The 25,880-nt window shown below is 59.6% G+C and carries 25 protein-coding genes and 1 pseudogene; 15 read left to right on the top strand and 11 right to left on the bottom strand.

What is annotated here, in order from left to right; translation table 11 throughout:
* Positions 1–61: 61 nt before the first annotated feature.
* A complete protein-coding gene (locus tag BMS17_RS12755; RefSeq protein WP_046030654.1) occupies positions 62–415 on the bottom strand; it encodes a YkgJ family cysteine cluster protein in 354 nt (117 codons plus the stop codon).
* Between the two features lie 147 nt (positions 416–562).
* On the opposite strand from BMS17_RS12755, the gene BMS17_RS12750 reads away from it, so the two are divergent.
* Complete coding sequence (locus tag BMS17_RS12750; RefSeq protein ID WP_077431036.1) at positions 563–1,876, top strand: FAD-binding oxidoreductase; 1,314 nt, start codon at positions 563–565, stop codon at positions 1,874–1,876.
* 122 nt (positions 1,877–1,998) lie between these two features.
* Here BMS17_RS12750 and BMS17_RS12745 read toward each other — a convergent pair whose 3' ends face one another.
* Entirely contained in the window at positions 1,999–2,244 is a 246-nt protein-coding gene (locus BMS17_RS12745) for a DUF1127 domain-containing protein (protein ID WP_046030656.1), read from the bottom strand.
* Between the two features lie 179 nt (positions 2,245–2,423).
* Here BMS17_RS12745 and BMS17_RS12740 point away from each other — a divergent pair, with 179 nt between their 5' ends.
* Both BMS17_RS12740 and BMS17_RS12735 read left to right on the top strand, forming a co-directional pair.
* Positions 2,424–3,857 carry a PLP-dependent aminotransferase family protein gene (locus BMS17_RS12740; RefSeq protein WP_046030658.1) on the top strand — a complete coding sequence of 478 codons (1,434 nt, stop codon included), beginning with the start codon at positions 2,424–2,426 and terminating at the stop codon, positions 3,855–3,857.
* Between the two features lie 60 nt (positions 3,858–3,917).
* Positions 3,918–5,492, top strand: a complete 1,575-nt coding sequence (locus BMS17_RS12735) for a phospholipase D family protein (protein WP_077431035.1) — start codon at positions 3,918–3,920, stop codon at positions 5,490–5,492.
* A 30-nt stretch (positions 5,493–5,522) separates the two neighbouring features.
* Here BMS17_RS12735 and BMS17_RS12730 read toward each other — a convergent pair whose 3' ends face one another.
* Positions 5,523–6,668 carry an MFS transporter gene (locus BMS17_RS12730; protein ID WP_077431034.1) on the bottom strand — a complete coding sequence of 382 codons (1,146 nt, stop codon included), beginning with the start codon at positions 6,666–6,668 and terminating at the stop codon, positions 5,523–5,525.
* A 179-nt stretch (positions 6,669–6,847) separates the two neighbouring features.
* Positions 6,848–8,341, bottom strand: coding sequence for an aldehyde dehydrogenase (locus BMS17_RS12725; protein ID WP_046030662.1), 1,494 nt, complete (start codon positions 8,339–8,341; stop codon positions 6,848–6,850).
* Between the two features lie 226 nt (positions 8,342–8,567).
* Between BMS17_RS12725 and BMS17_RS12720 the strand changes: the two genes are divergently transcribed.
* Together BMS17_RS12720 and BMS17_RS12715 are read left to right on the top strand one after the other, a co-directional pair.
* A complete protein-coding gene (locus tag BMS17_RS12720; RefSeq protein WP_046030664.1) occupies positions 8,568–8,930 on the top strand; it encodes a cupin domain-containing protein in 363 nt (120 codons plus the stop codon).
* 163 nt (positions 8,931–9,093) lie between these two features.
* A complete protein-coding gene (locus BMS17_RS12715; protein WP_046030666.1) occupies positions 9,094–9,303 on the top strand; it encodes a hypothetical protein in 210 nt (69 codons plus the stop codon).
* A gap of 73 nt (positions 9,304–9,376) precedes the next feature.
* Here the strand turns inward: BMS17_RS12715 and rpmG are convergent, their stop codons facing one another.
* On the bottom strand, positions 9,377–9,532 hold the full coding sequence (gene rpmG, locus BMS17_RS12710; protein ID WP_007894709.1) for a 50S ribosomal protein L33: 156 nt from the start codon (positions 9,530–9,532) through the stop codon (positions 9,377–9,379).
* Positions 9,533–9,543: 11 nt separating this feature from the next.
* Entirely contained in the window at positions 9,544–9,777 is a 234-nt protein-coding gene (rpmB, locus tag BMS17_RS12705) for a 50S ribosomal protein L28 (RefSeq protein ID WP_007894701.1), read from the bottom strand.
* Positions 9,778–10,223: 446 nt separating this feature from the next.
* Between rpmB and BMS17_RS12700 the strand changes: the two genes are divergently transcribed.
* Positions 10,224–11,810, top strand: a complete 1,587-nt coding sequence (locus tag BMS17_RS12700; protein WP_046030671.1) for an ABC transporter substrate-binding protein — start codon at positions 10,224–10,226, stop codon at positions 11,808–11,810.
* Between the two features lie 133 nt (positions 11,811–11,943).
* Here the strand turns inward: BMS17_RS12700 and radC are convergent, their stop codons facing one another.
* On the bottom strand, positions 11,944–12,618 hold the full coding sequence (gene radC / locus BMS17_RS12695) for a DNA repair protein RadC (protein WP_046030672.1): 675 nt from the start codon (positions 12,616–12,618) through the stop codon (positions 11,944–11,946).
* Positions 12,619–12,754: 136 nt separating this feature from the next.
* On the opposite strand from radC, the gene coaBC reads away from it, so the two are divergent.
* The 4 genes and pseudogenes from coaBC to argB all read left to right on the top strand — a co-directional run bounded on the left by coaBC (position 12,755) and on the right by argB (position 16,999).
* Complete coding sequence (gene coaBC / locus BMS17_RS12690) at positions 12,755–13,963, top strand: bifunctional phosphopantothenoylcysteine decarboxylase/phosphopantothenate--cysteine ligase CoaBC (RefSeq protein ID WP_077431033.1); 1,209 nt, start codon at positions 12,755–12,757, stop codon at positions 13,961–13,963.
* A gap of 5 nt (positions 13,964–13,968) precedes the next feature.
* Complete coding sequence (dut, locus tag BMS17_RS12685; RefSeq protein ID WP_046030675.1) at positions 13,969–14,424, top strand: dUTP diphosphatase; 456 nt, start codon at positions 13,969–13,971, stop codon at positions 14,422–14,424.
* A gap of 275 nt (positions 14,425–14,699) precedes the next feature.
* Positions 14,700–16,076: pseudogene (locus BMS17_RS12675) on the top strand (phosphomannomutase/phosphoglucomutase); the annotation flags it as partial.
* A 17-nt stretch (positions 16,077–16,093) separates the two neighbouring features.
* Positions 16,094–16,999 carry an acetylglutamate kinase gene (gene argB, locus BMS17_RS12670; RefSeq protein WP_046030681.1) on the top strand — a complete coding sequence of 302 codons (906 nt, stop codon included), beginning with the start codon at positions 16,094–16,096 and terminating at the stop codon, positions 16,997–16,999.
* Positions 17,000–17,164: 165 nt separating this feature from the next.
* On the opposite strand, the gene pyrE is transcribed toward argB, so the two are convergent.
* Positions 17,165–17,809 carry an orotate phosphoribosyltransferase gene (pyrE, locus tag BMS17_RS12665; protein WP_046030683.1) on the bottom strand — a complete coding sequence of 215 codons (645 nt, stop codon included), beginning with the start codon at positions 17,807–17,809 and terminating at the stop codon, positions 17,165–17,167.
* 82 nt (positions 17,810–17,891) lie between these two features.
* Between pyrE and BMS17_RS12660 the strand changes: the two genes are divergently transcribed.
* Entirely contained in the window at positions 17,892–18,671 is a 780-nt protein-coding gene (locus tag BMS17_RS12660) for an exodeoxyribonuclease III (RefSeq protein ID WP_003176915.1), read from the top strand.
* A gap of 107 nt (positions 18,672–18,778) precedes the next feature.
* Here the strand turns inward: BMS17_RS12660 and gltS are convergent, their stop codons facing one another.
* The 3 genes from gltS to rph all read right to left on the bottom strand — a co-directional run bounded on the left by gltS (position 18,779) and on the right by rph (position 21,504).
* Complete coding sequence (gltS, locus tag BMS17_RS12655; RefSeq protein WP_046030684.1) at positions 18,779–19,987, bottom strand: sodium/glutamate symporter; 1,209 nt, start codon at positions 19,985–19,987, stop codon at positions 18,779–18,781.
* Between the two features lie 396 nt (positions 19,988–20,383).
* Positions 20,384–20,752 (bottom strand): DUF4870 domain-containing protein, encoded by a 369-nt coding sequence (locus BMS17_RS12650; protein ID WP_046030685.1) that lies wholly within the window; start codon positions 20,750–20,752, stop codon positions 20,384–20,386.
* 29 nt (positions 20,753–20,781) lie between these two features.
* On the bottom strand, positions 20,782–21,504 hold the full coding sequence (gene rph, locus BMS17_RS12645) for a ribonuclease PH (RefSeq protein ID WP_046030686.1): 723 nt from the start codon (positions 21,502–21,504) through the stop codon (positions 20,782–20,784).
* A gap of 268 nt (positions 21,505–21,772) precedes the next feature.
* Here rph and BMS17_RS12640 point away from each other — a divergent pair, with 268 nt between their 5' ends.
* The 4 genes from BMS17_RS12640 to spoT all read left to right on the top strand — a co-directional run bounded on the left by BMS17_RS12640 (position 21,773) and on the right by spoT (position 25,862).
* A complete protein-coding gene (locus BMS17_RS12640) occupies positions 21,773–22,636 on the top strand; it encodes a YicC/YloC family endoribonuclease (RefSeq protein ID WP_046030687.1) in 864 nt (287 codons plus the stop codon).
* A gap of 12 nt (positions 22,637–22,648) precedes the next feature.
* Positions 22,649–23,269, top strand: a complete 621-nt coding sequence (gmk, locus tag BMS17_RS12635) for a guanylate kinase (RefSeq protein WP_046030688.1) — start codon at positions 22,649–22,651, stop codon at positions 23,267–23,269.
* A 167-nt stretch (positions 23,270–23,436) separates the two neighbouring features.
* A complete protein-coding gene (gene rpoZ / locus BMS17_RS12630) occupies positions 23,437–23,700 on the top strand; it encodes a DNA-directed RNA polymerase subunit omega (RefSeq protein ID WP_003177259.1) in 264 nt (87 codons plus the stop codon).
* A gap of 56 nt (positions 23,701–23,756) precedes the next feature.
* A complete protein-coding gene (gene spoT, locus BMS17_RS12625; RefSeq protein ID WP_046030690.1) occupies positions 23,757–25,862 on the top strand; it encodes a bifunctional GTP diphosphokinase/guanosine-3',5'-bis pyrophosphate 3'-pyrophosphohydrolase in 2,106 nt (701 codons plus the stop codon).
* The last annotated feature ends 18 nt before the right edge of the window (positions 25,863–25,880 follow it).

Below are 25,880 nucleotides of genomic sequence, written 5' to 3'. Positions count from 1 at the left end.
CCAAAGCCGAACGCAGAGCGTCCGAAGAGGCATTCCCACGCAGAGCGTGGGAACGATCAATCTAGACCAACACCTGCCGGGTAGACGCCATGTACTCATGGATCTGCTTCTCCACCCGTGGATGAATCAGTTCCACCGGCGCCCGCCCATTCGGGCATGGCAGCGTCTTGGTGGTGCCGAACAACCGGCAGATCAGCGGTCGCTCGTCATAGACCGTGCAGCCGCTGGGCCCCAAGTGAACGCAATTGAGTTCATCCATCGCCGCATCCTGCTCGGCGCGGGTCTTGCGCGGCAGGCGGGACATTTCTTCCGGCGAGGTCGTCACCGGCCCACAGCAGTCATGGCAGCCGGGCACACACTCGAACGACGGAATCTGCTGGCGCAGCGTGCGTATTTTCTGACTGTTGCAGCTCATTGAAGCGGTGACCAAAAGCGAAATAGAGCGCGATTCTGAAGCAAAGGCGCCGATCCATACAGCAGCAGCCGACCAATGTTGCCCGCATCCGAAGGTCCGGCTTATGCTCCGTCAAATTTTCCAAACGCCAGAATCGGGAATACGCCCATGAATGCCGGTGCTCAGCAATCTGCCCCAGGCCACCAGCACACCGCCTCTTATTACGCCGCCAGCAGCCTGCCGCAGCCTGACTATCCGGCGCTCAGCGGTGACCTGGTAGCGGATGTGTGCGTGGTCGGCGGCGGGTTTTCCGGGCTGAACACGGCGCTTGAACTGGCGGAGCGTGGCTTGAGTGTCATCCTGCTTGAAGCCCACAAGATTGGCTGGGGTGCCAGCGGACGCAATGGCGGGCAGTTGATTCGCGGTGTCGGCCATGGCCTGGACCAGTTCGCCAACGTGATCGGTGCGGACGGCGTGCGTCAGATGAAACTCATGGGCCTTGAGGCGGTGGAAATCGTCCGCCAGCGTGTCGAACGCTTTCAGATCCCTTGCGACCTGACCTGGGGTTACTGCGACCTGGCCAACAAGCCACGCGACCTCGAAGGCTTCGCCGAAGACGCCGAAGAGCTGCGCGGCCTCGGTTACCGTTATGAAACCCGCCTGCTGCAAGCCAATGAAATGCACACGGTGGTGGGCTCCGACCGTTACGTTGGAGGCCTGATCGACATGGGCTCAGGACATTTGCACCCACTGAACCTGGCACTGGGCGAAGCGGCCGCCGCCCAGCAATTGGGGGCGCTGTTGTTTGAACAATCGGCGGTCTCTCGCATCGATTACGGCCCCGAAATCAAAGTCCACACGGCCCAGGGCTCGGTCCGCGCCAAGACTCTGGTGCTGGGCTGCAACGCCTACCTCAACCAACTCAACCCTGAACTCAGCGGCAAGGTCCTGCCGGCCGGCAGCTACATCATTGCCACCGAACCCTTGAGCAAAGAACAGGCGCACGCCCTGCTGCCGCAGAACATGGCGGTCTGCGATCAGCGGGTGGCGCTCGATTACTATCGCCTCTCGGCAGACCGACGCTTGCTGTTTGGGGGCGCCTGTCACTATTCAGGCCGTGATCCGAAAGACATCGCGGCGTACATGCGACCGAAGATGCTGGACGTCTTCCCGCAACTGGGCGCGGTGAAAATCGACTATCAATGGGGCGGGATGATCGGCATCGGCGCCAACCGGCTGCCGCAGATCGGCCGACTTAAAGACCAGCCCAACGTGTATTACGCCCAGGCCTATTCCGGTCATGGGGTAAATGCCACGCATCTGGCCGGCCAGTTGCTGGCCGAGGCGATCTGTGGCCAGCACAGCGGCGGGTTCGATCTGTTTGCCAAGGTGCCGCACATCACCTTCCCTGGCGGCAAACATTTGCGTTCACCGTTGTTGGCGTTGGGGATGCTTTGGCATCGGCTTAAAGAGTTGGCCTGAGGGATCTTCGGTGCCAGCACAGACGCCATCGCGGGCAAGCCCGGCTCCTAGTTAATCTGCGCACGACACAAAACTGTAGGAGCCGGGCTTGCCCGCGATGAGGCCCGAAAGAACACCACAGATCAGATCCGCCAGAAAGGCTTGAGCCCCTCCTCCCGCGCCTGCTCCGGAGACAGCCCCACATCCCTGAGCTGCTCCGGCGTCAGCGCCAGCAACGCCTTGCGCGTGTGCAGACGATGCCAGAACAGACCCCAGCGACCCAGGCCGGACGGTGCGTTGCGCAACAGCGCTTCACGCGTACCGTGTTCCTGCCCTCTCGCCAGTTCCTGACTGTGTAACGTCAGCCGCACATCGCTCAAGCCGTTCATTTTGATTGCTCCTGTTTACTTGGGTAGCCAGAGCTTTCATGATGCGTGGACGACGAAAAGCATTACAGATTCAACACACAAGTATTAATTCCATACAGATTTTACGTTTCAGCGTCTGAATCCCAGTTTTTTGCCCGATCTGTATTGGTTAACCGAATCACTCACACCGAGACTGCACCATGACCCTTTACGTCAACCTCGCCGAATTGCTCGGCACGCGTATCGAACAGGGTTTCTATCGCCCCGGTGACCGGCTGCCCTCGGTGCGGGCGTTGAGTGTCGAACATGGCGTCAGCCTGAGCACCGTGCAGCAGGCCTATCGCGTCCTGGAAGACAGTGGCCTGGCGACGCCGAAACCCAAGTCGGGCTACTTCGTGCCGGTGGGTCGTGAACTGCCGGAGCTGCCGGCCATCGGGCGCCCGGCCCAGCGACCGGTGGATATTTCGCAATGGGACCAGGTGCTGGAGCTGATCCGCGCGGTGCCACGCAAAGACGTGGTGCAACTGGGTCGCGGCATGCCGGACATCACCACCCCGACCATGAAACCGCTGCTGCGCAACCTCGCGCGTATCAGCCGCCGACAAGACATGCCCGGTCTGTATTACGACAACATCCACGGCACCCTCGAACTGCGTGAACAGATTGCACGCCTGATGCTCGACTCCGGTTGCCAGTTGAGCGCCAGCGAACTGGTGATCACGACCGGCTGCCATGAAGCGCTGTCCACCAGCATTCGGGCCATCTGCGAGCCGGGGGACATTGTGGCGGTGGACTCGCCGAGCTTTCACGGCGCCATGCAGACCCTGAAGGGGCTGGGCATGAAAGCCCTGGAGATTCCCACCGACCCACTCACCGGCATCAGCCTCGATGCGCTGGAACTGGCCCTGGAACAGTGGCCGATCAAAGTCATACAGTTGACCCCCAACTGCAACAACCCGCTGGGCTACATCATGCCCGAGTCGCGCAAACGCGCGTTGTTGACGCTGGCACAGCGTTTTGACGTGGCGATTATCGAGGACGATGTGTATGGCGAACTGGCCTACACCTACCCGCGCCCACGCACGATCAAGTCCTTCGACGAGGACGGTCGCGTCCTGCTGTGCAGTTCGTTTTCCAAGACCCTGGCGCCTGGATTGCGCATCGGCTGGGTCGCGCCCGGCCGTTACCTGGAACGGGTGCTGCACATGAAATACATCAGCACTGGCTCTACCGCACCACAACCGCAGATTGCGATTGCCGAGTTTCTCAAGGCCGGGCACTTCGAGCCGCATTTGCGGCGGATGCGCACGCAATACCAGCGTAATCGCGACGTAATGATCGACTGGGTCACGCGCTACTTCCCGGCCGGTACCCGCGCCAGTCGCCCGCAGGGCAGCTTCATGCTGTGGGTCGAGCTGCCGGAAAGCTTCGACACCCTGAAACTGAATCGTGCGTTGCACGATCAAGGCGTACAGATTGCCGTGGGCAGCATCTTTTCTGCCTCGGGCAAGTACCGCAACTGCCTGCGCATGAACTACGCTGCCAAGCCAACACCGCAGATCGAAGAAGCGGTGCGCAAGGTCGGTGCCTTGGCGATCAAACTGTTAGCCGAAACTGACAGCATCACTGACTGACTTTTCTCGGGAAACCAGCGTCCATATGCCGATACCTGCCGCCAATCGGAACGATCCTACGTGAGAGTCAGACAAAACCTGCTCGCTGTTCTGCTCTTCGCCTCGTTCCTCAGCGGCTGCGCCAGCGTTGACGTTCAGCGTCAGGCCAGTCAGGCGCTGCCCGCCAGCGACTCGGCGTTCGGCCGCTCGGTCCAGGCGCAGGCCGCGCCTTATCAGGGTCGCTCGGGCTTCCGCCTGCTGTCCGACAGCACCGAGGCCTTCACCGCCCGCGCCGAACTGATCCGCAACGCACAAAGCAGCCTCGATTTGCAGTACTACATCGTGCATGACGGCATCAGCACGCGAATGCTGGTAGAAGAACTGCTCAAGGCTGCCGACCGTGGCGTACGGGTGCGCATTCTGCTCGACGACACCACCAGCGACGGCCAGGATCAAATCATCGCGACCCTCGCGGCGCACCCGAAAATCCAGATCCGCGTGTTCAACCCGTTGCATTTGGGGCGCAGCTCCGGCGTGACGCGAACCGTGGGCCGCCTGTTCAACCTGTCGCTGCAACATCGGCGCATGCACAACAAACTGTGGCTGGCGGACAACAGCATGGCGATCGTGGGTGGGCGCAATCTGGGCGACGAGTACTTCGATGCCGAGCCCAACATGAATTTCACCGACATCGACATGCTCAGCGTCGGCCCGGTGGCCGAACAGCTGGGACACAGTTTCGATCAGTACTGGAACAGCGCGCTGAGCAAGCCGATCGAGCAATTCCTGTCCAGCAAACCGACGGCCAAGGACCTGCAAAACACCCGGACCCGCCTGGAGGAGTCGCTGGATGAATCGCGCAAACAGAACCATGCGCTGTATCAGCAATTGATGACCTTCAAGACGCACCCGCGCCTGGACATCTGGCGCCGAGAGCTGATCTGGGCCTGGAATCAGGCGTTATGGGACGCACCGAGCAAGGTGCTGGCCGACGGCGACCCAGATCCGCAACTGTTGCTGACGACGCAACTGGCACCTGAAATGAAGAGCGTCAGCAAAGAGCTGATCATGCTCTCGGCTTACTTCGTGCCCGGCCAGCCAGGCCTGGTGTACCTGACCGGTCGCGCCGATGCCGGTGTGTCCGTGAGCTTGCTGACCAACTCACTGGAAGCCACGGACGTGCCGGCCGTGCATGGCGGGTATGCGCCCTATCGCAAGGCATTACTGGAACACGGCGTGAAGTTGTTCGAGCTGCGCCGCCAGCCGGGTGCGGGCGGAGGCAGCGGCAGTGGGCCACACTTTTTCGGACGCCCGACTTACTCGGGCTCCGACTCCAGCCTGCACAGCAAGGCCATCGTCTTCGACCAACAGAAATCCTTCGTCGGCTCGTTCAATTTCGATCCGCGCTCGGTGCTGTGGAACACCGAAGTCGGCGTGTTGGTGGACAGTCCCGAGCTGGCCGCGCATGTGCGCGATTTGGCAATGCAGGGCATGGCGCCACCGTTGAGCTATGAGGCGAAACTGGAGGATGACCGGGTGGTCTGGGTCACCGAAGATGACGGCCAGTTGCACACCCTGACCAAAGAACCGGGGAGCTGGTGGCGGCGGTTCAACGCATGGATGAGCACCACCGTCGGCCTGGAGCGGATGCTCTAACAGGCGATAAAAATCTCTATAGGAGCGATGTCAGGCAGGTTCGGCCACGGTGCCAAACGCACCCTGGCGCATCAGCAGAATCACCAAGCCGAATGCCCCGGCCGCCATCAGCAACGGCAACGCATGCCCACTGATCCACTGGCTGCCGGCACCCGCCGCCAATGGCCCGACCAGGCAACCGATCCCCCACAGCTGCGCGATATGGGCATTGGCGCGCACCAGCGCATCGTCGCGATAACGCTCGCCGATCAGGATCAGTGACAAGGTGAACAAGCCGCCCGCACTGGCGCCGAACAACACCCACAACGGCCAGATCAGCAGCGTGTCGATCAACAACGGAATCGCCAGGCTCGACAGCAGCAAGACCACGGCGCAGCCCGTGAACAGCGTGCGTCGGGACAATCGATCCGCCAGCGCGCCAATCGGCAGCTGCAACAACGCATCACCGACCACCACGGTACTGACCATCGCCAGTGCAATCTCCGTGGTGAAACCTTGACGCAGGCAGTACACCGGCAACAACGTCAGGATCATCGCCTCGAACGCGGCGAACAACGACACCGCCCAGGCAATCGCCGGCAGGCCACGACAGAAAACCCACAAATCGCCGAACGTCACGCCACTCGCTTCGCTGCTGGGCGCGCCGCCGCGACCCAACAACAGGAACGGTGCCGCTGTCAGCAAGCCAACACCGACCCAGAATCCGTAATCGTGTTCAGTGCCCAGAACACCCAGCAGCACAGGCCCGGCAAGCTGGCTCAGGGCATAGCTGCAGCCATACAGCGCAACCAGCCGCCCGCGCCACTCTTCCACCACGAGTTGGTTGATCCAGCTTTCACCGAGAATAAAGACCAGCGTCAGAATGACTCCGATCATCAGCCGCAACACCAGCCAGATCGGATAGCTCGGCAACAGCGCCAGCAAACCGATGGACAACGCCCCGGCCCACAGGCACAGACGCATCAGATTGGCCGTGCCCAGACGCGCGGCCAGGTGGCTGGAGACTTTCGCCCCCAGCAACACGCCAATGGCCGGCATCGCCGCCATCACGCCGATGGCGAATGAGTCGTAGCCCCAGCTTTCCAGGCGAAACGACACCAGCGGCATGCTGACGCCCAAGGCCAGGCCGACACTCAAGACAGACGCCAACACGGCGAAATAAGTCGCCCAACGCATGTTCCACGCTCCTGTGGATACTTTTATGTACACCACAAAACACTGTGGGAGCGAGCTTGCTCGCGATAGCGGTTTCACATTCAACAATGACGTCGACTGTCAGACCGCTATCGCGAGCAAGCTCGCTCCCACAGGGGATCTTCGTTGTGCCGGGCCCCGGTCTCGGGGCCCGCTACTGATTACAACTTGATCCAGGTCGCCTTCAGCTCGGTGTACTTGTCGAACGCGTGCAGCGACTTGTCGCGGCCGTTACCCGACTGCTTGAAGCCACCGAACGGAGCGGTCATGTCGCCGCCGTCGTACTGGTTAACCCAAACACTACCGGCGCGCAGTGCGCGGGCCGTGAGGTGAGCCTTGGAGATGTCCTTGGTCCACACCGCAGCGGCGAGGCCGTATGGCGTGTCGTTGGCGATCGCAATGGCTTCTTCGGCGGTATCGAAAGCGATGACCGACAACACCGGGCCAAAGATTTCTTCCTGGGCGATTTTCATCGCGTTGCTCACACCGTCGAAAATGGTCGGCTCAACGTAAGTGCCGCCCGTCTCCTGAAGCGTGCGCTTGCCACCGGCCACCAGTTTGGCGCCGTCGGCATGACCCGACTCAATGTAGGACAACACAGTGTTCATCTGCTGGGTATCAACCAGCGCGCCGACGTTGGTCGCCGGGTCCAGCGGGTTGCCTGGCTTCCAGGTTTTCAGGGCCTCGATCACCAGTGGCAGGAATTTATCCTTGATCGAACGCTCCACCAGCAGGCGCGAACCGGCGGTGCAGACTTCGCCCTGGTTGAAGGCGATTGCGCCGGCAGCGGCTTCGGCCGCTTCCTGCAGGTTCGGTGCATCGGCGAACACGATGTTCGGGCTCTTGCCGCCGGCTTCGAGCCAGACGCGCTTCATATTCGACTCGCCCGAGTAGATCAGCAGTTGCTTGGCGATTTTGGTCGAACCGGTGAACACCAGTGTGTCGACATCGTTATGCAGGGCCAGGGCCTTGCCGACGGTGTGACCGTAACCTGGCAGCACGTTCAGTACGCCTTTCGGGATACCGGCTTCAACGGCCAGCGCAGCGATACGAATGGCGGTCAGCGGCGATTTTTCCGACGGCTTGAGGATGACCGAGTTACCGGTCGACAGCGCCGGGCCGAGTTTCCAGCACGCCATCATCAGCGGGAAGTTCCACGGCACGATGGCGCCAACAACGCCAACCGGCTCGCGCGTCACCAGGCCGAGCTGATCGTGCGGGGTGGCGGCGACTTCGTCGTAGATCTTGTCGATGGCTTCGCCGCTCCAGCTCAGGGCTTGCGCCGCGCCGGGAACGTCGATGTACAGGGAATCGCTGATTGGCTTGCCCATGTCCAGGGTTTCAAGCAGCGCCAGCTCTTCAGCATTCTGCTTCAACAGGCCGGCGAAACGGATCATGGTGGCTTTGCGTTTGGTCGGCGCCAGGCGCGACCAGACACCGGAATTGAAAGTGGCGCGGGCGTTTTCAACCGCGCGCTGGGCGTCGGCGGCGTCACAGCTGGCAATCTTGCCCAGCAGACGGCCATCGACCGGGCTGATGCACTCGAAGGTCTCGCTGGAGACGGCGTCGGTGTATTCACCATTGATGTAAGCGCGGCCTTCGATCTTCAGATCGCGAGCCCGTTGTTCCCAATCGGCACGAGTCAGGGTGGTCATTCGAGTGTCCTCCTCTTATTGAATACGAACGCTGCGCGGTCTTCGCGGGCGCTGTCAGGAATTCTGCCCGGCCAGCCTGCTTTTCGGCCCAAGGCAACCCCCACCCTAAACCAGCGGCAGGTGAAGTTTCAATATATTTGACATAAGGCCGTCAAACGGCCTTGCGATGTTCATTTTAATAAACATAGACTTTGGGCTTTTCAGGCAATCACGGGAAATTACAACAATGAATATCCAGGATGTCGTCGACTTCAGCCAGGCCACGACCGCGCCCGAGCGCTATCGGCCGGACCCGGTTAAAGTCCTCAAGGGCGACCCGGAACAAGTGGTATACAACCATTACAACAGCCCTTGCGGACAGTTGAATGCTGGCGTTTGGGAAGGTGCCGTCGGCCAGTGGACCGTGAACTTCACCGAACACGAATACTGCGAAATCGTGCAGGGTGTCTCGGTGCTGCGTGACAGCGACGGTAACAGCAAAACCCTGCGCGCAGGTGACCGCTTCGTGATCCCTGCCGGATTCAAAGGCACCTGGGAAGTGCTGGAGCCTTGCCGCAAGATCTACGTGGCGTTTGAACAGAAGGCTTGAGTTGAAACAGACGGTCACTATACAGATAGGACACGGTCAGTCCTCCTGAGCGATGCTTCTGGACAGCGCCGAGCCATTCAACGTCAAAGCCAGTGGCGACACAGGGTGTGTCGCCGGCTCTTGGCTCTCGAGCGTCTCAACGCTTAACAAGCAAGGATGCGTCATGCCTGATCAATGCAACATCAACTCCGCACAATTCGCTATCGGCCAAGTGGCCACCTCTGAAACGCTGGACGCTATTCGCTTGGCTGCTGGTGTGCAAAAGCATCGACTGGAAAGGTCTGAGGATATGTTCAACCTCTTGCCTAAACCAGATCGCGTGAGGGTCCTGGTCAATGACCGCGACGAGATCCTGGAACTCATCTGCGGCTGACCGCCATTCCAAAGACAACAAAAAAGGCCCGTATCTCGCGATACGGGCCTTTTTCGTAAGAGAGAAAAATCAATTACTTGATTTTGCCTTCTTTGTAGATCACGTGCTTGCGAACAACCGGATCAAATTTCTTGATCTCGATTTTGTCCGGGGTAGTACGCTTGTTCTTGTCGGTAGTGTAGAAGTGACCAGTACCGGCGCTCGAAATCAAACGAATCAATTCACGCATGATTAGCTCCCTTAGATCTTGCCGGCTTTGCGGATTTCGGCCAGCACGACAGTGATGCCACGCTTGTCGATAATACGCATGCCTTTGGCAGATACGCGCAGACGCACGAAACGTTTCTCTTCTTCAACCCAGAAGCGGTGATGCTGCAGGTTCGGCAGGAAACGACGACGGGTTTTGTTGTTTGCGTGGGAAATGTTATTCCCAGTCACCGGACCCTTACCGGTAACTTGACATACTCTCGACATGCCTCAGCCCTCTAAAACCACATGCCCAACCCGGCATGGGTTGGCCGCTTAATCTCTCAGTCATTTGGCGCCAGGCGCCGCGTTTCTTTAGAGGTCTTACCGGCTACACCTACAGTGAAGGAACCGGGCCCCTAGAAAAGAGCGCTGCTTTATACCAGAAAGACTGAAGAGCAACAACATTCCGTGTGCACAGACTAAATAAAAACCCGGTTTTTCGGGCCACGAGCGCCTTGGATAAAGGCTATCGTCGCCAAAGACCGCTCGTCGCAGAGAATCGGCCAACCGGCCAATCCAGGGTTCTTCTCAGCCGGTGCGCACTGAAAACAATCGCACATACTCCCCTTAAAATGAAAAAGGGGATAGTCATTTGCAAAAGAGCCCACTAGGGTAAGCCTTTTCCAGACTGCACTTGCAGATGGGCCTTCGATCTGTAAAGGAATCCGACCATGCGCCTCGCTGCCCTACCGTTGTTGCTCGCCCCTCTCCTGCTGAGCCCACTGGCCCATGCCGCGGCGCTTAGCGTCTGCACCGAGGCCAGCCCCGAAGGGTTCGACGTGGTGCAATACAACTCACTGACCACCACCAACGCCTCGGCCGACGTGCTGATGAACCGCCTGGTGGACTTCGACACGGCCAGCGGCAAAGTGGTCGCCAGCCTGGCGGACAGCTGGGAAGTTACGCCCGACGGCCTGACGTACGTGTTCAAACTGCGTCCGGACGTGAAATTCCACACTACTGAATACTTCAGCCCGACGCGCGAACTGACCGCTGAAGACGTAATCTTCAGCTTCGAGCGCATGCTCGACCCGGCCAATCCGTGGCATAAAGTCGCCCAGAGTGGCTTCCCCCACGCGCAATCGATGCAGTTGCCGGCACTGATCAAGAAAATCGACGCGCTGGACCCACTGACCGTACGATTCACCCTCGACCACCCGGATTCGACGTTCCTCGCCACATTGAGCATGGGGTTCGCCTCGATCTATTCCGCCGAGTATGCCGACAAGCTGATGAAGGCCGGCGCTGCCGAGAAGCTCAACAGCCAGCCCATCGGCACCGGCCCATTCGTTTTCACGCGCTTCCAGAAAGACGCCTCGATTCGCTACAAGGCCAACCCGGATTACTTCCGCGGCAAGCCTTCGGTGGACCCTCTGGTCTTCGCAATCACCCCGGACGCCAACGTACGCCTGCAGAAATTGCGGCGCAACGAATGCCAGATCGCCCTGTCACCCAAACCTCTGGACGTACAGGCCGCGCTGAAAGAGCCGACGCTTAAAGTCGAAAAGACTGACGCCTTCATGACCGCGTTCGTTGGCATCAACAGCCAGCATCCACCGCTGGACAAGCCGGAAGTGCGCCAGGCAATCAACCTCGCCTTCGATAAGGCCAACTACATCAAAGCCGTGTTCGAGGACACCGCCGAGCCCGCCAACGGCCCCTACCCGCCGAACACCTGGAGCTACGCCAAAGCCCTGCCGGGTTACCCGCACGACGTTGCAAAGGCCAAGGCGTTGATGGCCAAGGCCGGGCTCAAGGACGGCTTCCAGACCACCATCTGGACCCGTCCTTCCGGCAGCTTGCTGAACCCCAATCCCAGCCTCGGCGCGCAATTGCTGCAATCCGACCTGGCGGAAATCGGCATTCAGGCCGAAATCCGCGTGATCGAATGGGGCGAACTGATCCGCCGCGCCAAGGCCGGCGAGCACGACCTGCTGTTCATGGGCTGGGCTGGCGACAACGGCGACCCGGATAACTTCCTCACGCCGCAGTTTTCCTGCGCGGCGGTCAAGTCGGGTACCAACTTCGCGCGCTACTGCAATCAGGATCTGGACAAGCTGATCAGCGCCGGCAAGACCACCGGCGAGCAAGGCGTGCGCACCAAGCTCTACGAACAGGCGCAGGCGCAGATTCAGCAACAGGCGCTGTGGTTGCCGCTGGCACACCCGACGGCTTTCGCGCTGACACGCAAGGATGTCGAGGGTTACTCCGTTAGTCCGTTTGGCCGCCAGGATTACTCGAAGGTCAACCTCAAGTAGCCCACCCCGACACAAAACCTGTGGGAGCGAGCTTGCTCGCGATGGCGTCCTTTCAGTGACTGAATGGGTTGACTGACACGACGCTATCGCGAGCAAGCTCGCTCCCACAGGGGTTTTGTGTTCGTCGACCCCGCTACATCCAGCCGTACTCAGCCATCGACAACGGCTCGCCGTCACCGATGATGAAATGGTCGAGCACCCGCACGTCAATCAAATCCAATGCCTCTTGCAGGCGCTTGGTCAGCAGCCGATCTGCCTGACTCGGATCAGGATTGCCCGACGGATGGTTGTGGCACAGGATCAACGCTGCGGCGTTGTGGGCCAACGCGCGCTTAACCACTTGCCTCGGGTAGACGCTGGTGCTGTCGATGGAGCCGCGAAACAGCACCTCAAAGGTCAGCACTTGATGCTTGGAATCCAGAAACAGACAGCCAAATACCTCGTGAGGCTCGTGGCGCAGCATCGATTTCAGGTAATCCCGAACGGCCTGCGGGTTCTCCAACGCTGACTTTTGACGTGCGCGCTCGGCCAAATGCCTCCGGCCCATCTCCTGCGCTGCTTGCAACTGAGCGAATTTCGCTGGCCCGAGCCCCAATTGCCTGCTGAAGGCGACCTGATCGGCCTCAAGCAATGAGCGCAGGCTGCCAAACTGATTCAGCAGGTGTCGCGCCAGATCCACCGCGCTTTTACCTGAAACGCCAGTGCGTAAAAAAATCGCCAGCAACTCTGCGTCCGAAAGACTTGCCGAGCCCAACTCCAACAACCTCTCCCGCGGCCGCTCCGCCGCCGGCCAATCACGAATACTCATAGCACCTTCCCTGTCTGTGGGCGCCGCTGTTCCATTGCGGTCGCTGTGATATCGTAGCCCATCTTTTTTGCGGGCGATTTCACTCCTGGGGAGGGGGTATCGCCCTGCTGTCATCAACGAAATGAAAGGCAGACCTATGCAGCGGCTGTATCGGAAACGCATCGTTCTGGGCGTCGGCGGCGGCATCGCTGCCTACAAGAGCGCCGACCTGGTTCGCCGCCTGATGGACCAGGGCGCCGAAGTGCGCGTGGTCATGACCCGTGGCGGTGCCGAGTTCATCACCCCGCTGACCATGCAGGCCCTGTCCGGGCACCCTGTGCACCTGGACCTGCTGGACCCGGCAGCCGAAGCGGCGATGGGCCACATCGAGCTGGCCAAATGGGCAGACCTGGTGCTGATCGCCCCGGCGACCGCCGACCTGATCGCGCGCCTGGCCCAAGGCATCGCCAACGACCTGTTGACCACGCTGGTGCTGGCCACCGACGCCGTGGTCGCCGTTGCCCCGGCGATGAACCAGGCCATGTGGCGCGATCCGGCGACCCAGGCCAACCTGCAAATCCTCGAAAGCCGCGACATCAAAACCTTCGGTCCGGCCTCCGGCAGCCAGGCCTGTGGCGACGTTGGCCTGGGCCGTATGCTCGAAGCCACCGACCTCGCGCAGTGCGCGGCGGACTGTTTCCAGCGCCAGGCGCTGACTGGCAAGCACGTACTGATCACCGCCGGCCCGACCCAGGAAAACATCGACCCGGTGCGCTACATCACCAACCACAGCTCCGGAAAAATGGGTTTCGCCCTGGCCGAAGCCGCGGTGGAAGCCGGCGCCCGCGTGACCTTGATCACCGGCCCGGTGCACCTGCCAACGCCGGATCGCGTTACGCGCATTGACGTAGTCAGTGCCCGCGACATGCTCGCCGCGTGCGAAGCCGCGATCCCTTGCGACCTGTTCATCGCCTCGGCAGCGGTCGCGGACTACCGTCCGGAAGTGGTCGCCCCACAGAAACTCAAGAAAGACCCTACGAACGGCGACGGCTTGTTGCTACAAATGGTGCGCAACCCGGACATCCTGGCCACCATCGCCACACGCCCCGACCGCCCGTTCAGTGTCGGTTTTGCCGCCGAGACCGAACACCTGCTCGATTACGCTGCCCGCAAGTTGAAAGACAAAAACCTCGATTTGATCGTCGCCAACGACGTCGCCAACCCGAGCATTGGCTTCAACAGCGAAGAAAACGCCTGCAGCGTGATCGACCGTGAGCTTCACGCCACACTTTTCGCCCAGACCAGCAAGAGCAAGATTGCTCGCCAGCTGATCACTTTTATCGCCGAACGTCTGAACCAGGTTTAATTTACATGCACGCTTTGCAAGCCAAGATCCTCGACCCTCGCATCGGTACTGAATTCCCGCTGCCGCAATACGCCACCCCAGGCTCCGCCGGCCTCGACCTGCGCGCCATGCTGGAAAAAGACATCGTGATCAAGCCGGGTGAAACCGTGCTGATCCCGACCGGCCTGTCGGTTTACATCGGCGACCCGGGCCTGGCGGCACTGATCCTGCCGCGCTCTGGCCTGGGCCATAAGCACGGCATCGTGCTGGGCAACCTGGTCGGCTTGATCGACTCCGATTACCAAGGCCCATTGATGGTGTCCTGCTGGAACCGTGGCCAGACCGATTTCACCATGGTCATTGGCGAGCGTCTGGCCCAGCTGGTTCTGGTACCTGTGGTGCAAGCGCATTTCGAGATGGTCGAAGAATTCGTCGAAACCCAGCGCGGCACGGGCGGTTTCGGTCACTCCGGTAGCCACTGATCAAAAAACAGGCAACAGGATGGTGAGGGACTTGCTCCCTCGCCCCATTTGCTCTGAAAGTTGAACATTCATCTGGAAGGTTTACCGCTGAAAATCAAGGCATTGGCCGGCCAAATCACCGCTGACATCACTGGCATGGCCTTTTCGCACCACGAACTCTCTGTGGAAAACACCGTCATACCCTTCAGTTTGAGCCTGCCGACGAATGATTCGCCGGTCTGTCCAGCCACTTTCGAGATGGAGCATTTCCACAGATGAACAGCCCAGCCCACATCGCCCCCAAGTTCCCCGACAGCATTTTCCGCGCCTACGATATCCGCGGCACCGTCCCGGAATTTCTGAATGCTGAAACGGCCTACTGGCTCGGCCGTGCCATCGGCGCCCAAAGCCTGGCTCAGGACGAACCCAATGTTTCGGTTGGCCGTGACGGCCGCCTGTCTGGCCCGGAACTGGTCGAGCAACTGATCAAGGGGTTGGTCGACGCCGGCTGCCAGGTCAGCGACGTTGGCCTGGTACCAACGCCGGCGCTGTATTACGCCGCCAACGTGCTGGCGGGCAAGTCCGGCGTGATGTTGACCGGCAGCCACAACCCGTCGAACTACAACGGCTTCAAGATCGTCATCGCCGGCGATACACTGGCCAACGAACAGATCCAGGCCCTGCACGACCGCCTCAAGACCAACAACCTGAGCAGCGGCAAAGGCAGCGTCACCAAGGTCGACATCCTCGACCGCTATAACACCGAAATCGTCCAGGACATCAAACTGGCCCGCCGCCTGAAAGTCGTCGTGGACTGCGGCAACGGCGCGGCCGGCGTGATCGCCCCGCAACTGATCGAAGCGCTGAACTGCGAAGTCATCCCGCTGTTCTGCGAAGTCGACGGCAACTTCCCCAACCACCACCCGGACCCGGGCAAGCCTGAAAACCTCGTGGACCTGATCGCCAAGGTCAAGGAAACCAACGCCGACCTGGGCCTGGCCTTCGACGGCGATGGCGACCGCGTTGGCGTGGTGACCAACACCGGCAGCATCGTCTACCCGGACCGCCTGCTGATGCTGTTCGCCCGCGACGTTGTAGCGCGCAACCCGGACGCGGAAATCATCTTCGACGTCAAATGCACCCGCCGCCTGGTTCCGCTGATCAAGGAATACGGTGGTCGGCCGCTAATGTGGAAGACCGGTCATTCGTTGATCAAAAAGAAAATGAAACAATCCGGCGCACTGCTGGCCGGCGAAATGAGCGGGCACATCTTCTTCAAGGAGCGCTGGTTCGGTTTCGACGACGGCATTTACAGCGCCGCGCGGTTGCTGGAGATCCTCAGCAAGGAAAAATCATCGGCCGAAGAGCTGTTTGCGACCTTCCCGAACGATATTTCTACGCCGGAAATCAATATCCATGTGACCGAAGAGAGCAAATTCAGCATCATTGATGCATTGCACGATGCGACGTGGGGCGAAGGCGCTGACCTGACCACCATCGACGGCGTGCGAGTCGACTACGCCAAAGGCTGGGGCCTGGTGCGCGCATCCAACACCACACCGGTGCTGGTGCTGCGCTTCGAGGCCGATGACGAGGCTGAATTGCAGCGCATCAAGGACGTCTTCCATGTCCAGTTGAAGCGTGTTGCACCTGATCTCCAACTACCGTTCTGATTCACCCGGAGCCCTGAATGACCCTCGAACGCGAAGCCGCCGCCAACACCGCCAAGGTCCTGTCCGAAGCGCTGCCTTATATTCGCCGCTATGTCGGCAAGACACTGGTGATCAAATACGGCGGTAACGCGATGGAAAGCGAGGAGCTGAAAACCGGCTTCGCCCGCGACATCGTGTTGATGAAAGCCGTGGGTATCAACCCGGTGGTGGTTCACGGTGGCGGCCCGCAAATCGGCGACCTGCTCAAGCGCCTGTCGATCGAAAGCCACTTTGTCGATGGCATGCGCGTCACCGACGCCGCGACCATGGACGTGGTGGAAATGGTGTTGGGCGGCCAGGTCAACAAGGACATCGTCAACCTGATCAACCGTCACGGCGGCAGCGCCATCGGCCTGACCGGTAAAGACGCCGAGCTGATTCGTGCGAAGAAGCTCACCGTCACCCGCCAGACCCCAGAGATGACCCAGCCGGAAATCATCGACATCGGCCACGTCGGCGAAGTGGTCGGCATCAACACTGACCTGCTGAACCTGCTGGTCAAAGGTGACTTCATCCCGGTGATCGCGCCGATTGGCGTCGGCGCCAACGGTGAGTCGTACAACATCAACGCTGACCTGGTGGCCGGTAAAGTTGCCGAAGCACTGAAAGCTGAAAAGCTGATGCTGCTGACCAACATCGCTGGCCTGATGGACAAATCGGGGACGGTCCTGACCGGCCTGACCACCCAACAGGTCGACGATCTGATCGCCGACGGCACCATCTACGGCGGCATGCTGCCGAAAATCCGTTGCGCGCTGGAAGCGGTGCAAGGCGGCGTGGGCAGCTCGCTGATCATCGATGGTCGCGTGCCTAACGCGATCCTGCTGGAAATCTTCACCGATACCGGCGTGGGCACCTTGATCAGCAATCGCAAGCGCCCTTAAGCGATTGCGAATACAAAAAGACCCCGCTCAGCCTGGCTGAGCGGGGTCTTTTTTTGCCTGCGATCCCTGTAGGAGCAAGGCTTGCCCGCGATGAACGATAACGCGGTGCATCAGAGACACCACGGCGTATCAATCGCGGGCAAGCCTTGCTCCTACAGGTCAGTGCTAGACGCCGAATTGGGCGCGGTAGGCTTCTACGGCAGGCAAATGCTGCTTGAGCTGCGGATCGTCTGCCAGGAATTCCAGCACCTGGTTCAACGACACAATGCTGATGACAGGGATACCGAAGTCACGCTCGACTTCCTGGATTGCCGACAACTCGCCGTTGCCACGCTCCTGACGGTTCAGGGCGATCAGCACGCCCTTGGCCTTGGCGCCGTCCTGGGAAGCGATGATCTGCATCACCTCACGAATCGCGGTCCCTGCAGTGATCACGTCATCGATGATCAACACATCGCCGGTCAGCGGTGCACCGACCAGGCTACCGCCTTCGCCGTGGGCCTTGGCTTCTTTGCGATTGAAGCACCATGGCAGATCACGGTCATGATGTTCAGCCAGTGCCACCGCAGTGGTCGCCGCCAACGGGATGCCTTTGTAGGCCGGGCCAAACAGCACGTCGAACGAAATGCCGCTCTCGACGATGGCTGCCGCGTAGAAGCGACCCAGCTGTGCAAGTGCCGAACCCGAGTTGAACAGGCCGGCATTGAAGAAGTAAGGACTGGTACGCCCGGACTTCAGGGTGAACTCACCGAAGCGCAAAACGCCGCGATCGATGGCAAAACGAATGAAATCGCGCTGATACGCTTGCATGCAAAAAACCCCAAATACCACGGATTTAGCTAATTAGGTTGACGCCGTGTATCATACACGCACGCGATTTTTGGGGCCATTTATGCGGATCATCAGTGTGAACGTCAATGGTATTCAGGCTGCAGTCGAGCGTGGTTTGCTCAGTTGGCTGCAAGCACAGAATGCCGACGTCATCTGCCTGCAGGACACCCGCGCCTCCGCCTTTGAACTGGACGATCCAGCCTTCCAACTGGATGGCTACTTCCTTTATGCCTGCGATGCCGAAGTCCCCGCCCAAGGTGGCGTGGCTTTGTATTCGCGGTTGCAACCGAAGGCAGTCATCAGCGGTCTCGGCTTCGAGACGGCCGACCGCTACGGGCGTTACCTGCAAGCCGATTTCGACAAGGTCAGCATCGCGACCTTGCTGCTCCCTTCGGGGCAGAACGGCGATGAAGACTTGAACCAGAAGTTCAAGCTAATGGACGATTTCGCCCGTTATCTGGATAAACAGCGGCGCAAACGTCGCGAGTACATTTACTGTGGCTCGCTGTACGTGGCGCAACAAAAGCTGGATATCAAGAACTGGCGCGACAGCCAGCAATCCCCGGGCTTCCTGGCACCTGAGCGTGCCTGGATGGACGAGATTGTCGGCAATATGGGTTATGTTGATGCCCTGCGCGAAGTCAGCCGTGAAGGCGACCAGTACAGCTGGTGGCCAGATAACGAACAGGCTGAGATGCTCAACCTGGGCTGGCGTTTCGACTACCAGTTGCTGACCCCGGGTCTGCGCCGCTTTGTTCGCAGCGCACGTCTGCCACGTCAGCCACGGTTCTCGCAGCATGCACCGCTGATCGTGGACTACGACTGGACGCTAACCATCTAAGCGCCGTGTCGCTGTCGACCGAAAAAAAAATGCCCGTATCGCAAGATACGGGCATTTTTTATGCGCCAGTCAAAGGGGGGGAACGCTCGCTGAATGTGGCTCACACCTCAAACAGCGACAAAGAACGGCAGCGCAAGGTACAACTTGATCACGATCACATTAATGATGTCGATGAAGAAAGCCCCCACCATTGGCACTACCAGAAACGCTATCTGCGAAGGTCCGTAGCGTTGTGTCACCGCTTGCATGTTAGCGATGGCAGTAGGCGTGGCACCCAGCCCAAAACCACAGTGCCCCGCCGCCAGCACTGCCGCATCGTAGTTACTGCCCATAACCCTGAATGTCACGAAAATCGCGAACAGCGCCATGACCAACGTTTGCACCGCCAGGATGATGAAGAACGGCAAGGCCAGAGAGGCCAGATCCCACAGCTTGAGCGACATCAGGGCGATCGCCAGAAACAGCGACAGGCTGACATTCCCCAACACCGAGACTTCACGCTCAAACACCTGATACAAGCCAAGCGCTGAAAGCCCGTTGCGTAAAACCACCCCCACGAACAAGACGCACACAAACGTCGGCAACTCAAAGGCAGTCCCTTGCAGTACGCCATTCAGCAGATTGCCGGCCAATAGACTGACCGCGATCAGAGCGAGGGTCTCGATAAACGAAAATGGCGTAATCGAACGCTCTTTGTTCGGCTGTTCAAAACCTTTTGGCAACCGCGGTGCTTCCTGGTTGTTGCAGCCGGGCACCTGAACACGCTTGATCAGCAGGCGCGCAACCGGGCCACCAATCAAGCCACCCAGCACCAGACCAAACGTCGCAGAAGCAATCGCCAGCTCAGAGGCGGAAGCCAAACCGTATCTCTCCCTGAATACCGCCCCCCATGCTGCGCCCGTACCGTGGCCGCCCGCCAAGGTGATCGAGCCCGTCAGCAGCCCCATCAACGGATCGAGCCCCAGCATTTTGGCGAGGCCGATGCCCATGGCGTTCTGCACCACCAGAAGTCCGGTGACCGCCAGTAGGAATATCCCCACGACGCGACCTCCCTTCTTCAGGCTGGCGAAGTCTGCACTCAAGCCGATGGTGGCGAAAAACGCCAGCATCAAGGGAGTTTGCAGTGAAGTATCGAAGCGGACTTCAATCTCCAGAGTTCGCAATACCAGGAGAACCAGGGCAACCACGAGACCGCCGGCTACTGGCTCGGGGATATTGTAATTGCGCAGAAAACCAACACGTGTAACAAGACCGCGCCCCAGCAAAAGCACTAAGGAGGCAGCCACAAGCGTTCCATAAAAATCGAGCTGAATCATTGGGATTATTCTTGGCTATATATTCAGAGGCGAACTTTTTACCTGAGCACGCCTCTTGAATCGGCTGAAGTTCTCAACACTGATTGCATTTAAATTCAAGGACCTTCGATGGCCTGAATATATCGAAATATTTCTGGAGGAATATTACTTGGGGCAACTTTATCAATCGCCAAGTCCCATTGCCAAGGACATAGCCAGTGTTGAGGCACTGCAGTTGTGACTAAAGATGTAAGAGCGATAGTGGGTAAATACTTGTGGCCTCTGGTGATCGCCGATATCACCGACGGTACAGACTGGATAAGTTAATTGAATTACAAAAATACAAATGCCCCGACAAGTCAGGGCATTTGTTTTAAAGCGTTGTTTGCTGCAACTTCCAACGGGGATGCCAGCTCGTTACTTGATCAACCGCCAGGTGAACGGATAGCGATAAGGAAAACCTTCGTTGGCCTTCACGCCCGCAATAATCGTCAGCACCAACGCGCCAATCGCCACCAGACCGAACAGGAAGAACCCCACGATCACCACCATCAACAGGAAGCAGATAGTGGAGGCAATGGCGACGGTGATCTGAAAGTTCAGCGCCTCCTTGCCCTGCGCATCGACGAAGGGGTCCATCTCACGTTTCATCTGCCAGAGAATCAGCGGGCCGATCAGCGTGCCGAACGGAATCCAGATCCCCAGCAAGGCGGACAAGTGACAAAACATTGCCCACTGCCGAACTTCTTTGCTCGGCGTGGGAAGCAGCTGTTGCTCGTCACTCATACCGTCCTCCTTGTCTGGTGCGGGTCCAATCAGTCGGCCAGTGCAGCCTTCTGCAGTTCGAAGATCTCGTTCATGCCTTTCTTCGCCAGTTCCAGCATAGCGTTCAGCTCTTCAGGCTGGAACGGTGCGCCTTCGGCAGTGCCCTGAACTTCGATGAAACCGCCAGTACTGGTCATCACCACGTTGAGGTCGGTCTCGGCAGCCGAGTCTTCCAGGTAGTCGAGGTCGAGCACTGGTTCGCCCTGATACATACCCACCGAAACGGCAGCGATCATTTGCTTGAGCGGGTCGCCGCCTTTCAGGCCGCCGCGCTTCTTGATCACTTTCAAGGCATCGACCAGCGCAACCATGGCACCGGTGATGGACGCGGTACGGGTGCCGCCGTCAGCCTGGATCACGTCGCAGTCGACATACAGGGTCACATCGCCCAGCTTGGACATGTCCAGCGCCGCGCGCAGGGAACGACCGATCAAACGCTGGATTTCCAGGGTACGGCCGCCTTGCTTGCCACGGCTCGCTTCACGCTGGTTACGCTCGCCGGTGGCGCGCGGCAGCATGCCGTACTCGGCGGTCAACCAGCCTTGGCCCTGACCTTTGAGGAAACGCGGCACGCCGTTTTCGACGCTGACGGTGCAGATGACTTTGGTGTCACCGAACTCGACCAGTACAGAACCCTCGGCGTGTTTGGTGTAGTTGCGGGTAATGCGGATCGAGCGGAGCTGATCGGCAACGCGACCACTTGGACGTTTCATAGGGAATACCTGTACGGGGACGGAAAACTGCGGAGCATTATAGAGCCGTCGGCCACGACTGGGCACTTCTAAAAAATTTGGCCGACGACCGAAGGCCCTGAACAGCGCTTTACCGACGGCCTGCCGCCTTTTGTCACAGCGTGTGTTTGGGCGCATCCGCCCCACTGCGCTACAATCCTGCGCCTTTGCTGCCTGTCGGCTTTAATTCACAGATATCGGGTCTGCGACACCCTTGGTAACGCATTGACCCGACTTGCGAGGTACCTCCATGGTGCACAGCATGACCGCCTTCGCCCGCGTTGAAAAAGCCGGCACCCAAGGCACCCTGAGCTGGGAACTGCGCTCGGTCAACAGCCGCTACCTGGAGCCGCACTTGCGCCTGCCGGAGTCGTTTCGCGACCTCGAAGGTGCGGTCCGCGAAGCCCTGCGCCAGGGAATCTCCCGGGGCAAGCTTGAATGCACCCTGCGCTTCACCGAAGAAAACACCGACAAACCCCTGCAAGTGGACCGCGAGCGCGCCGCACAACTGGTCGCCGCCGCCGAGACGATTGCCAGCCTGATCAAAAATCCTGCGCCGCTCAACCCGCTGGAAGTGCTGGCCTGGCCAGGCGTGCTGGTAGGCGACGCCACCGACCCGCAAGCCCTGAATGCCGAAGCGCTGGCGCTGTTCAACGAAGGCCTGAAAGAACTCAAGGCCGGCCGCGAACGCGAAGGCGCGGAGTTGGCACGGCTGATCAACGATCGCCTGACCGCCATTGAAGAAGACGTCGTCACCCTGCGCGAACTGGTCCCGCAGATGCTTGCCACACAGCGCCAGAAAGTCCTCGACCGCTTCGCCGACATGAAGGCCGATCTGGACCCGCAGCGACTGGAGCAGGAAATGGTCCTGCTCGCGCAAAAGAGCGATGTGGCCGAAGAACTGGATCGCCTGAGCACTCACATCATCGAAGTTCGCCGGGTCCTCAAATCCGGTGGCGCTGCTGGACGGCGCCTGGACTTCCTGATGCAGGAACTCAACCGCGAAGCCAACACACTGGGCTCCAAAGCCTTCGACCCGCGCAGCACCCAGGCTGCGGTCAACCTCAAAGTGTTGATCGAGCAGATGCGTGAACAAGTGCAGAATATTGAGTAAGGCAACCCCGACATGACCCACAGCACCGGCACCCTGTACATCATTTCCGCGCCTTCGGGCGCGGGCAAGAGCAGTCTGGTCAAGGCCCTGACCGACGATGATCAAGAGATCCGCGTCTCGGTCTCCCACACCACCCGCGCCATGCGTCCCGGTGAAGTGAATGGCGTGAACTACAACTTCGTCACGCGCGAAGAGTTCGTGAAGATGATCGAGCACGGGGACTTCCTGGAGCGCGCCGAAGTGTTCGGCAACCTCTATGGCACCTCGCAAAGCCACCTGCAACAGACCCTGGACGCAGGCCACGACCTGATTCTGGAAATCGACTGGCAAGGTGCCGAGCAGGTGCGCAAGCTGATGCCTCAGGCGCGTTCGATCTTCATTCTGCCGCCGTCGCTTCAAGCCTTGCATCAGCGCCTGACCAACCGTGGCCAAGACAGTGACGAGATCATAGACGGCCGGATGCGCGAAGCCGTCAGCGAGATGAGCCACTATGTCGACTACGACTACCTGATCATCAACGACGATTTCGCTCACGCACTGCATGATCTGAAGGCGATTTTCCGTGCCAATCAGCTGCATCAGAAGCGTCAGCAGCAGCGTAACGGAAAACTTTTGGCCGAATTGCTCGGCTAATCAGCTCTTCCCAAAACTGCTGCAAGGGCTTTACATTGGTACTTGCAGCGCGTTGAAGGGTCTGGTCAAAAAATCAGCGCTTCCCTAATCGCTGGTGATTTTTTAAACTGTTGAGTCCGCTCGCCCAACCGGGCAGCGCGCATATTGCATTCGCTCCGAGGAATACCATGGCCCGCGTAACCGTTGAAGACTGCCTAGAACACGTGGAAAACCGCTTTGAGCTGGTCATGCTCTCTACCAAGCGTGCCCGTCAACTGGCCACCGGCGGCAAAGAGCCCCTGGTTCAGTGGGAAAACGACAAGCCTACCGTTGTAGCCCTGCGCGAAATCGCGGAAGGCCTGATGAGCTACGAGTTCATCGCCAACGCTGAAATCGTCGAAGACGAACCGCTGTTCGCAGCGTTCGAGGACGAGTCCAACGAGGCCGTCTAAGCCATGCCTGGTCGACGTAGCACGGCGCGGGGTCACAGCGAACGGCAGGAATTATCATGCCGAGCATAGACGCCCTCGCCGATCGCTTATCGACCTATCTCGGCAAGGACCAGGTCAACCTGGTCCGCCGAGCGTACTTCTACGCCGAACAAGCCCACGACGGTCAACGCCGCCGTAGCGGTGAGGCGTACGTCACGCATCCTCTTGCAGTGGCGAATATTCTTGCCGACATGCACATGGACCATCAGAGCTTGATGGCCGCAATGCTGCATGACGTGATCGAAGACACCGGTATTGCCAAGGAAGCGCTGCAAGCGCAGTTCGGCGAAACCGTGGCCGAACTGGTCGACGGGGTCAGCAAACTGACCCAGATGAACTTCGAGACCAAAGCCGAAGCCCAGGCCGAAAACTTCCAGAAAATGGCGATGGCCATGGCGCGCGATATTCGCGTGATCCTGGTCAAACTGGCCGACCGCCTGCACAACATGCGGACCCTGGAAGTGCTGTCCGGCGAAAAGCGCCGGCGGATCGCCAAGGAAACCCTGGAAATCTATGCGCCCATCGCCAACCGGCTGGGCATGCACGCCATCCGCATAGAGTTCGAAGACCTCGGCTTCAAGGCCATGCACCCGATGCGTTCCGCGCGGATCAACCAGGCCGTCAAACGCGCCCGGGGCAACCGCAAGGAAATCGTCAACAAGATCGAAGAGTCCCTCAGCCACTGCCTGGCCATCGACGGCATTCAGGGCGAGGTCAGCGGTCGCCAGAAACACCTCTACGGCATCTACAAGAAAATGCGCGGCAAGCGTCGGGCCTTCAACGAGATCATGGACGTCTACGCGTTCCGGATCATCGTCGACAAGGTCGACACCTGCTACCGCGTGTTGGGTGCTGTGCATAATTTGTACAAACCGTTGCCGGGGCGCTTCAAGGATTACATCGCAATCCCCAAGGCCAACGGCTACCAGTCGCTGCACACCACGCTGTTCGGCATGCACGGTGTACCGATCGAGATCCAGATCCGCACCCGTGAAATGGAAGAGATGGCCAACAACGGCATCGCCGCCCATTGGCTGTACAAATCCAGCGGCGACGAACAGCCAAAAGGCACGCATGCCCGCGCCCGCCAGTGGGTCAAAGGCGTGCTCGAAATGCAGCAACGCGCCGGCAACTCGCTGGAATTCATCGAAAGCGTGAAGATCGACCTGTTCCCGGACGAGGTCTACGTGTTCACGCCCAAAGGCCGGATCATGGAGCTGCCCAAAGGCTCCACGGCGGTCGACTTCGCTTACGCGGTGCATACCGACGTGGGCAACAGCTGCATCGCCTGTCGGATCAATCGTCGTCTCGCACCGCTGTCCGAACCGCTGCAAAGCGGCTCCACGGTCGAGATCGTCAGCGCCCCCGGCGCACGTCCGAACCCGGCCTGGCTCAACTTTGTGGTCACCGGCAAGGCGCGTACGCACATCCGCCATGCGCTGAAACTGCAACGCCGCTCCGAATCCATCAGCCTCGGCGAACGCCTGCTGAACAAGGTGCTGAACGGCTTCGACAGTTCGCTGGAAAAAATCCATCCCGAGCGCGTCACGGCGATGCTTGCCGAGTACCGCCTGGAACTGATCGAAGACCTGCTCGAAGACATCGGCCTGGGCAATCGCATGGCTTATGTGGTCGCCCGCCGCCTGCTTGGCGAAGGCGAGCAGCTGCCAAGCCCGGAAGGCCCGCTGGCGATTCGCGGCACCGAAGGTCTGGTACTCAGCTACGCCAAGTGCTGCACACCGATCCCGGGCGACCCGATTGTCGGTCACCTGTCAGCGGGCAAAGGCATGGTCGTGCACCTGGACAACTGCCGCAACATCAGCGAAATCCGCCACAACCCGGAAAAATGCATCCAGCTCTCGTGGGCCAAGGATGTCACCGGCGAATTCAACGTCGAGTTGCGCGTCGAACTGGAACACCAGCGCGGCCTGATCGCGCTGCTGGCCAGCAGCGTCAATGCGGCCGACGGCAACATAGAAAAAATCAGCATGGACGAACGCGACGGTCGTATCAGCGTGGTCCAACTGGTGGTCAGCGTGCACGACCGTGTGCACCTGGCTCGCGTGATCAAGAAACTGCGTGCCTTGACCGGTGTGATTCGCATCACCCGCATGCGTGCGTAAAGCCCACTATTACAAGGA

This window comes from Pseudomonas sp. C9 (assembly GCF_002000165.1).
Classification (GTDB): domain Bacteria; phylum Pseudomonadota; class Gammaproteobacteria; order Pseudomonadales; family Pseudomonadaceae; genus Aquipseudomonas.
This window is presented reverse-complemented; position numbering and strand designations above follow the sequence as displayed.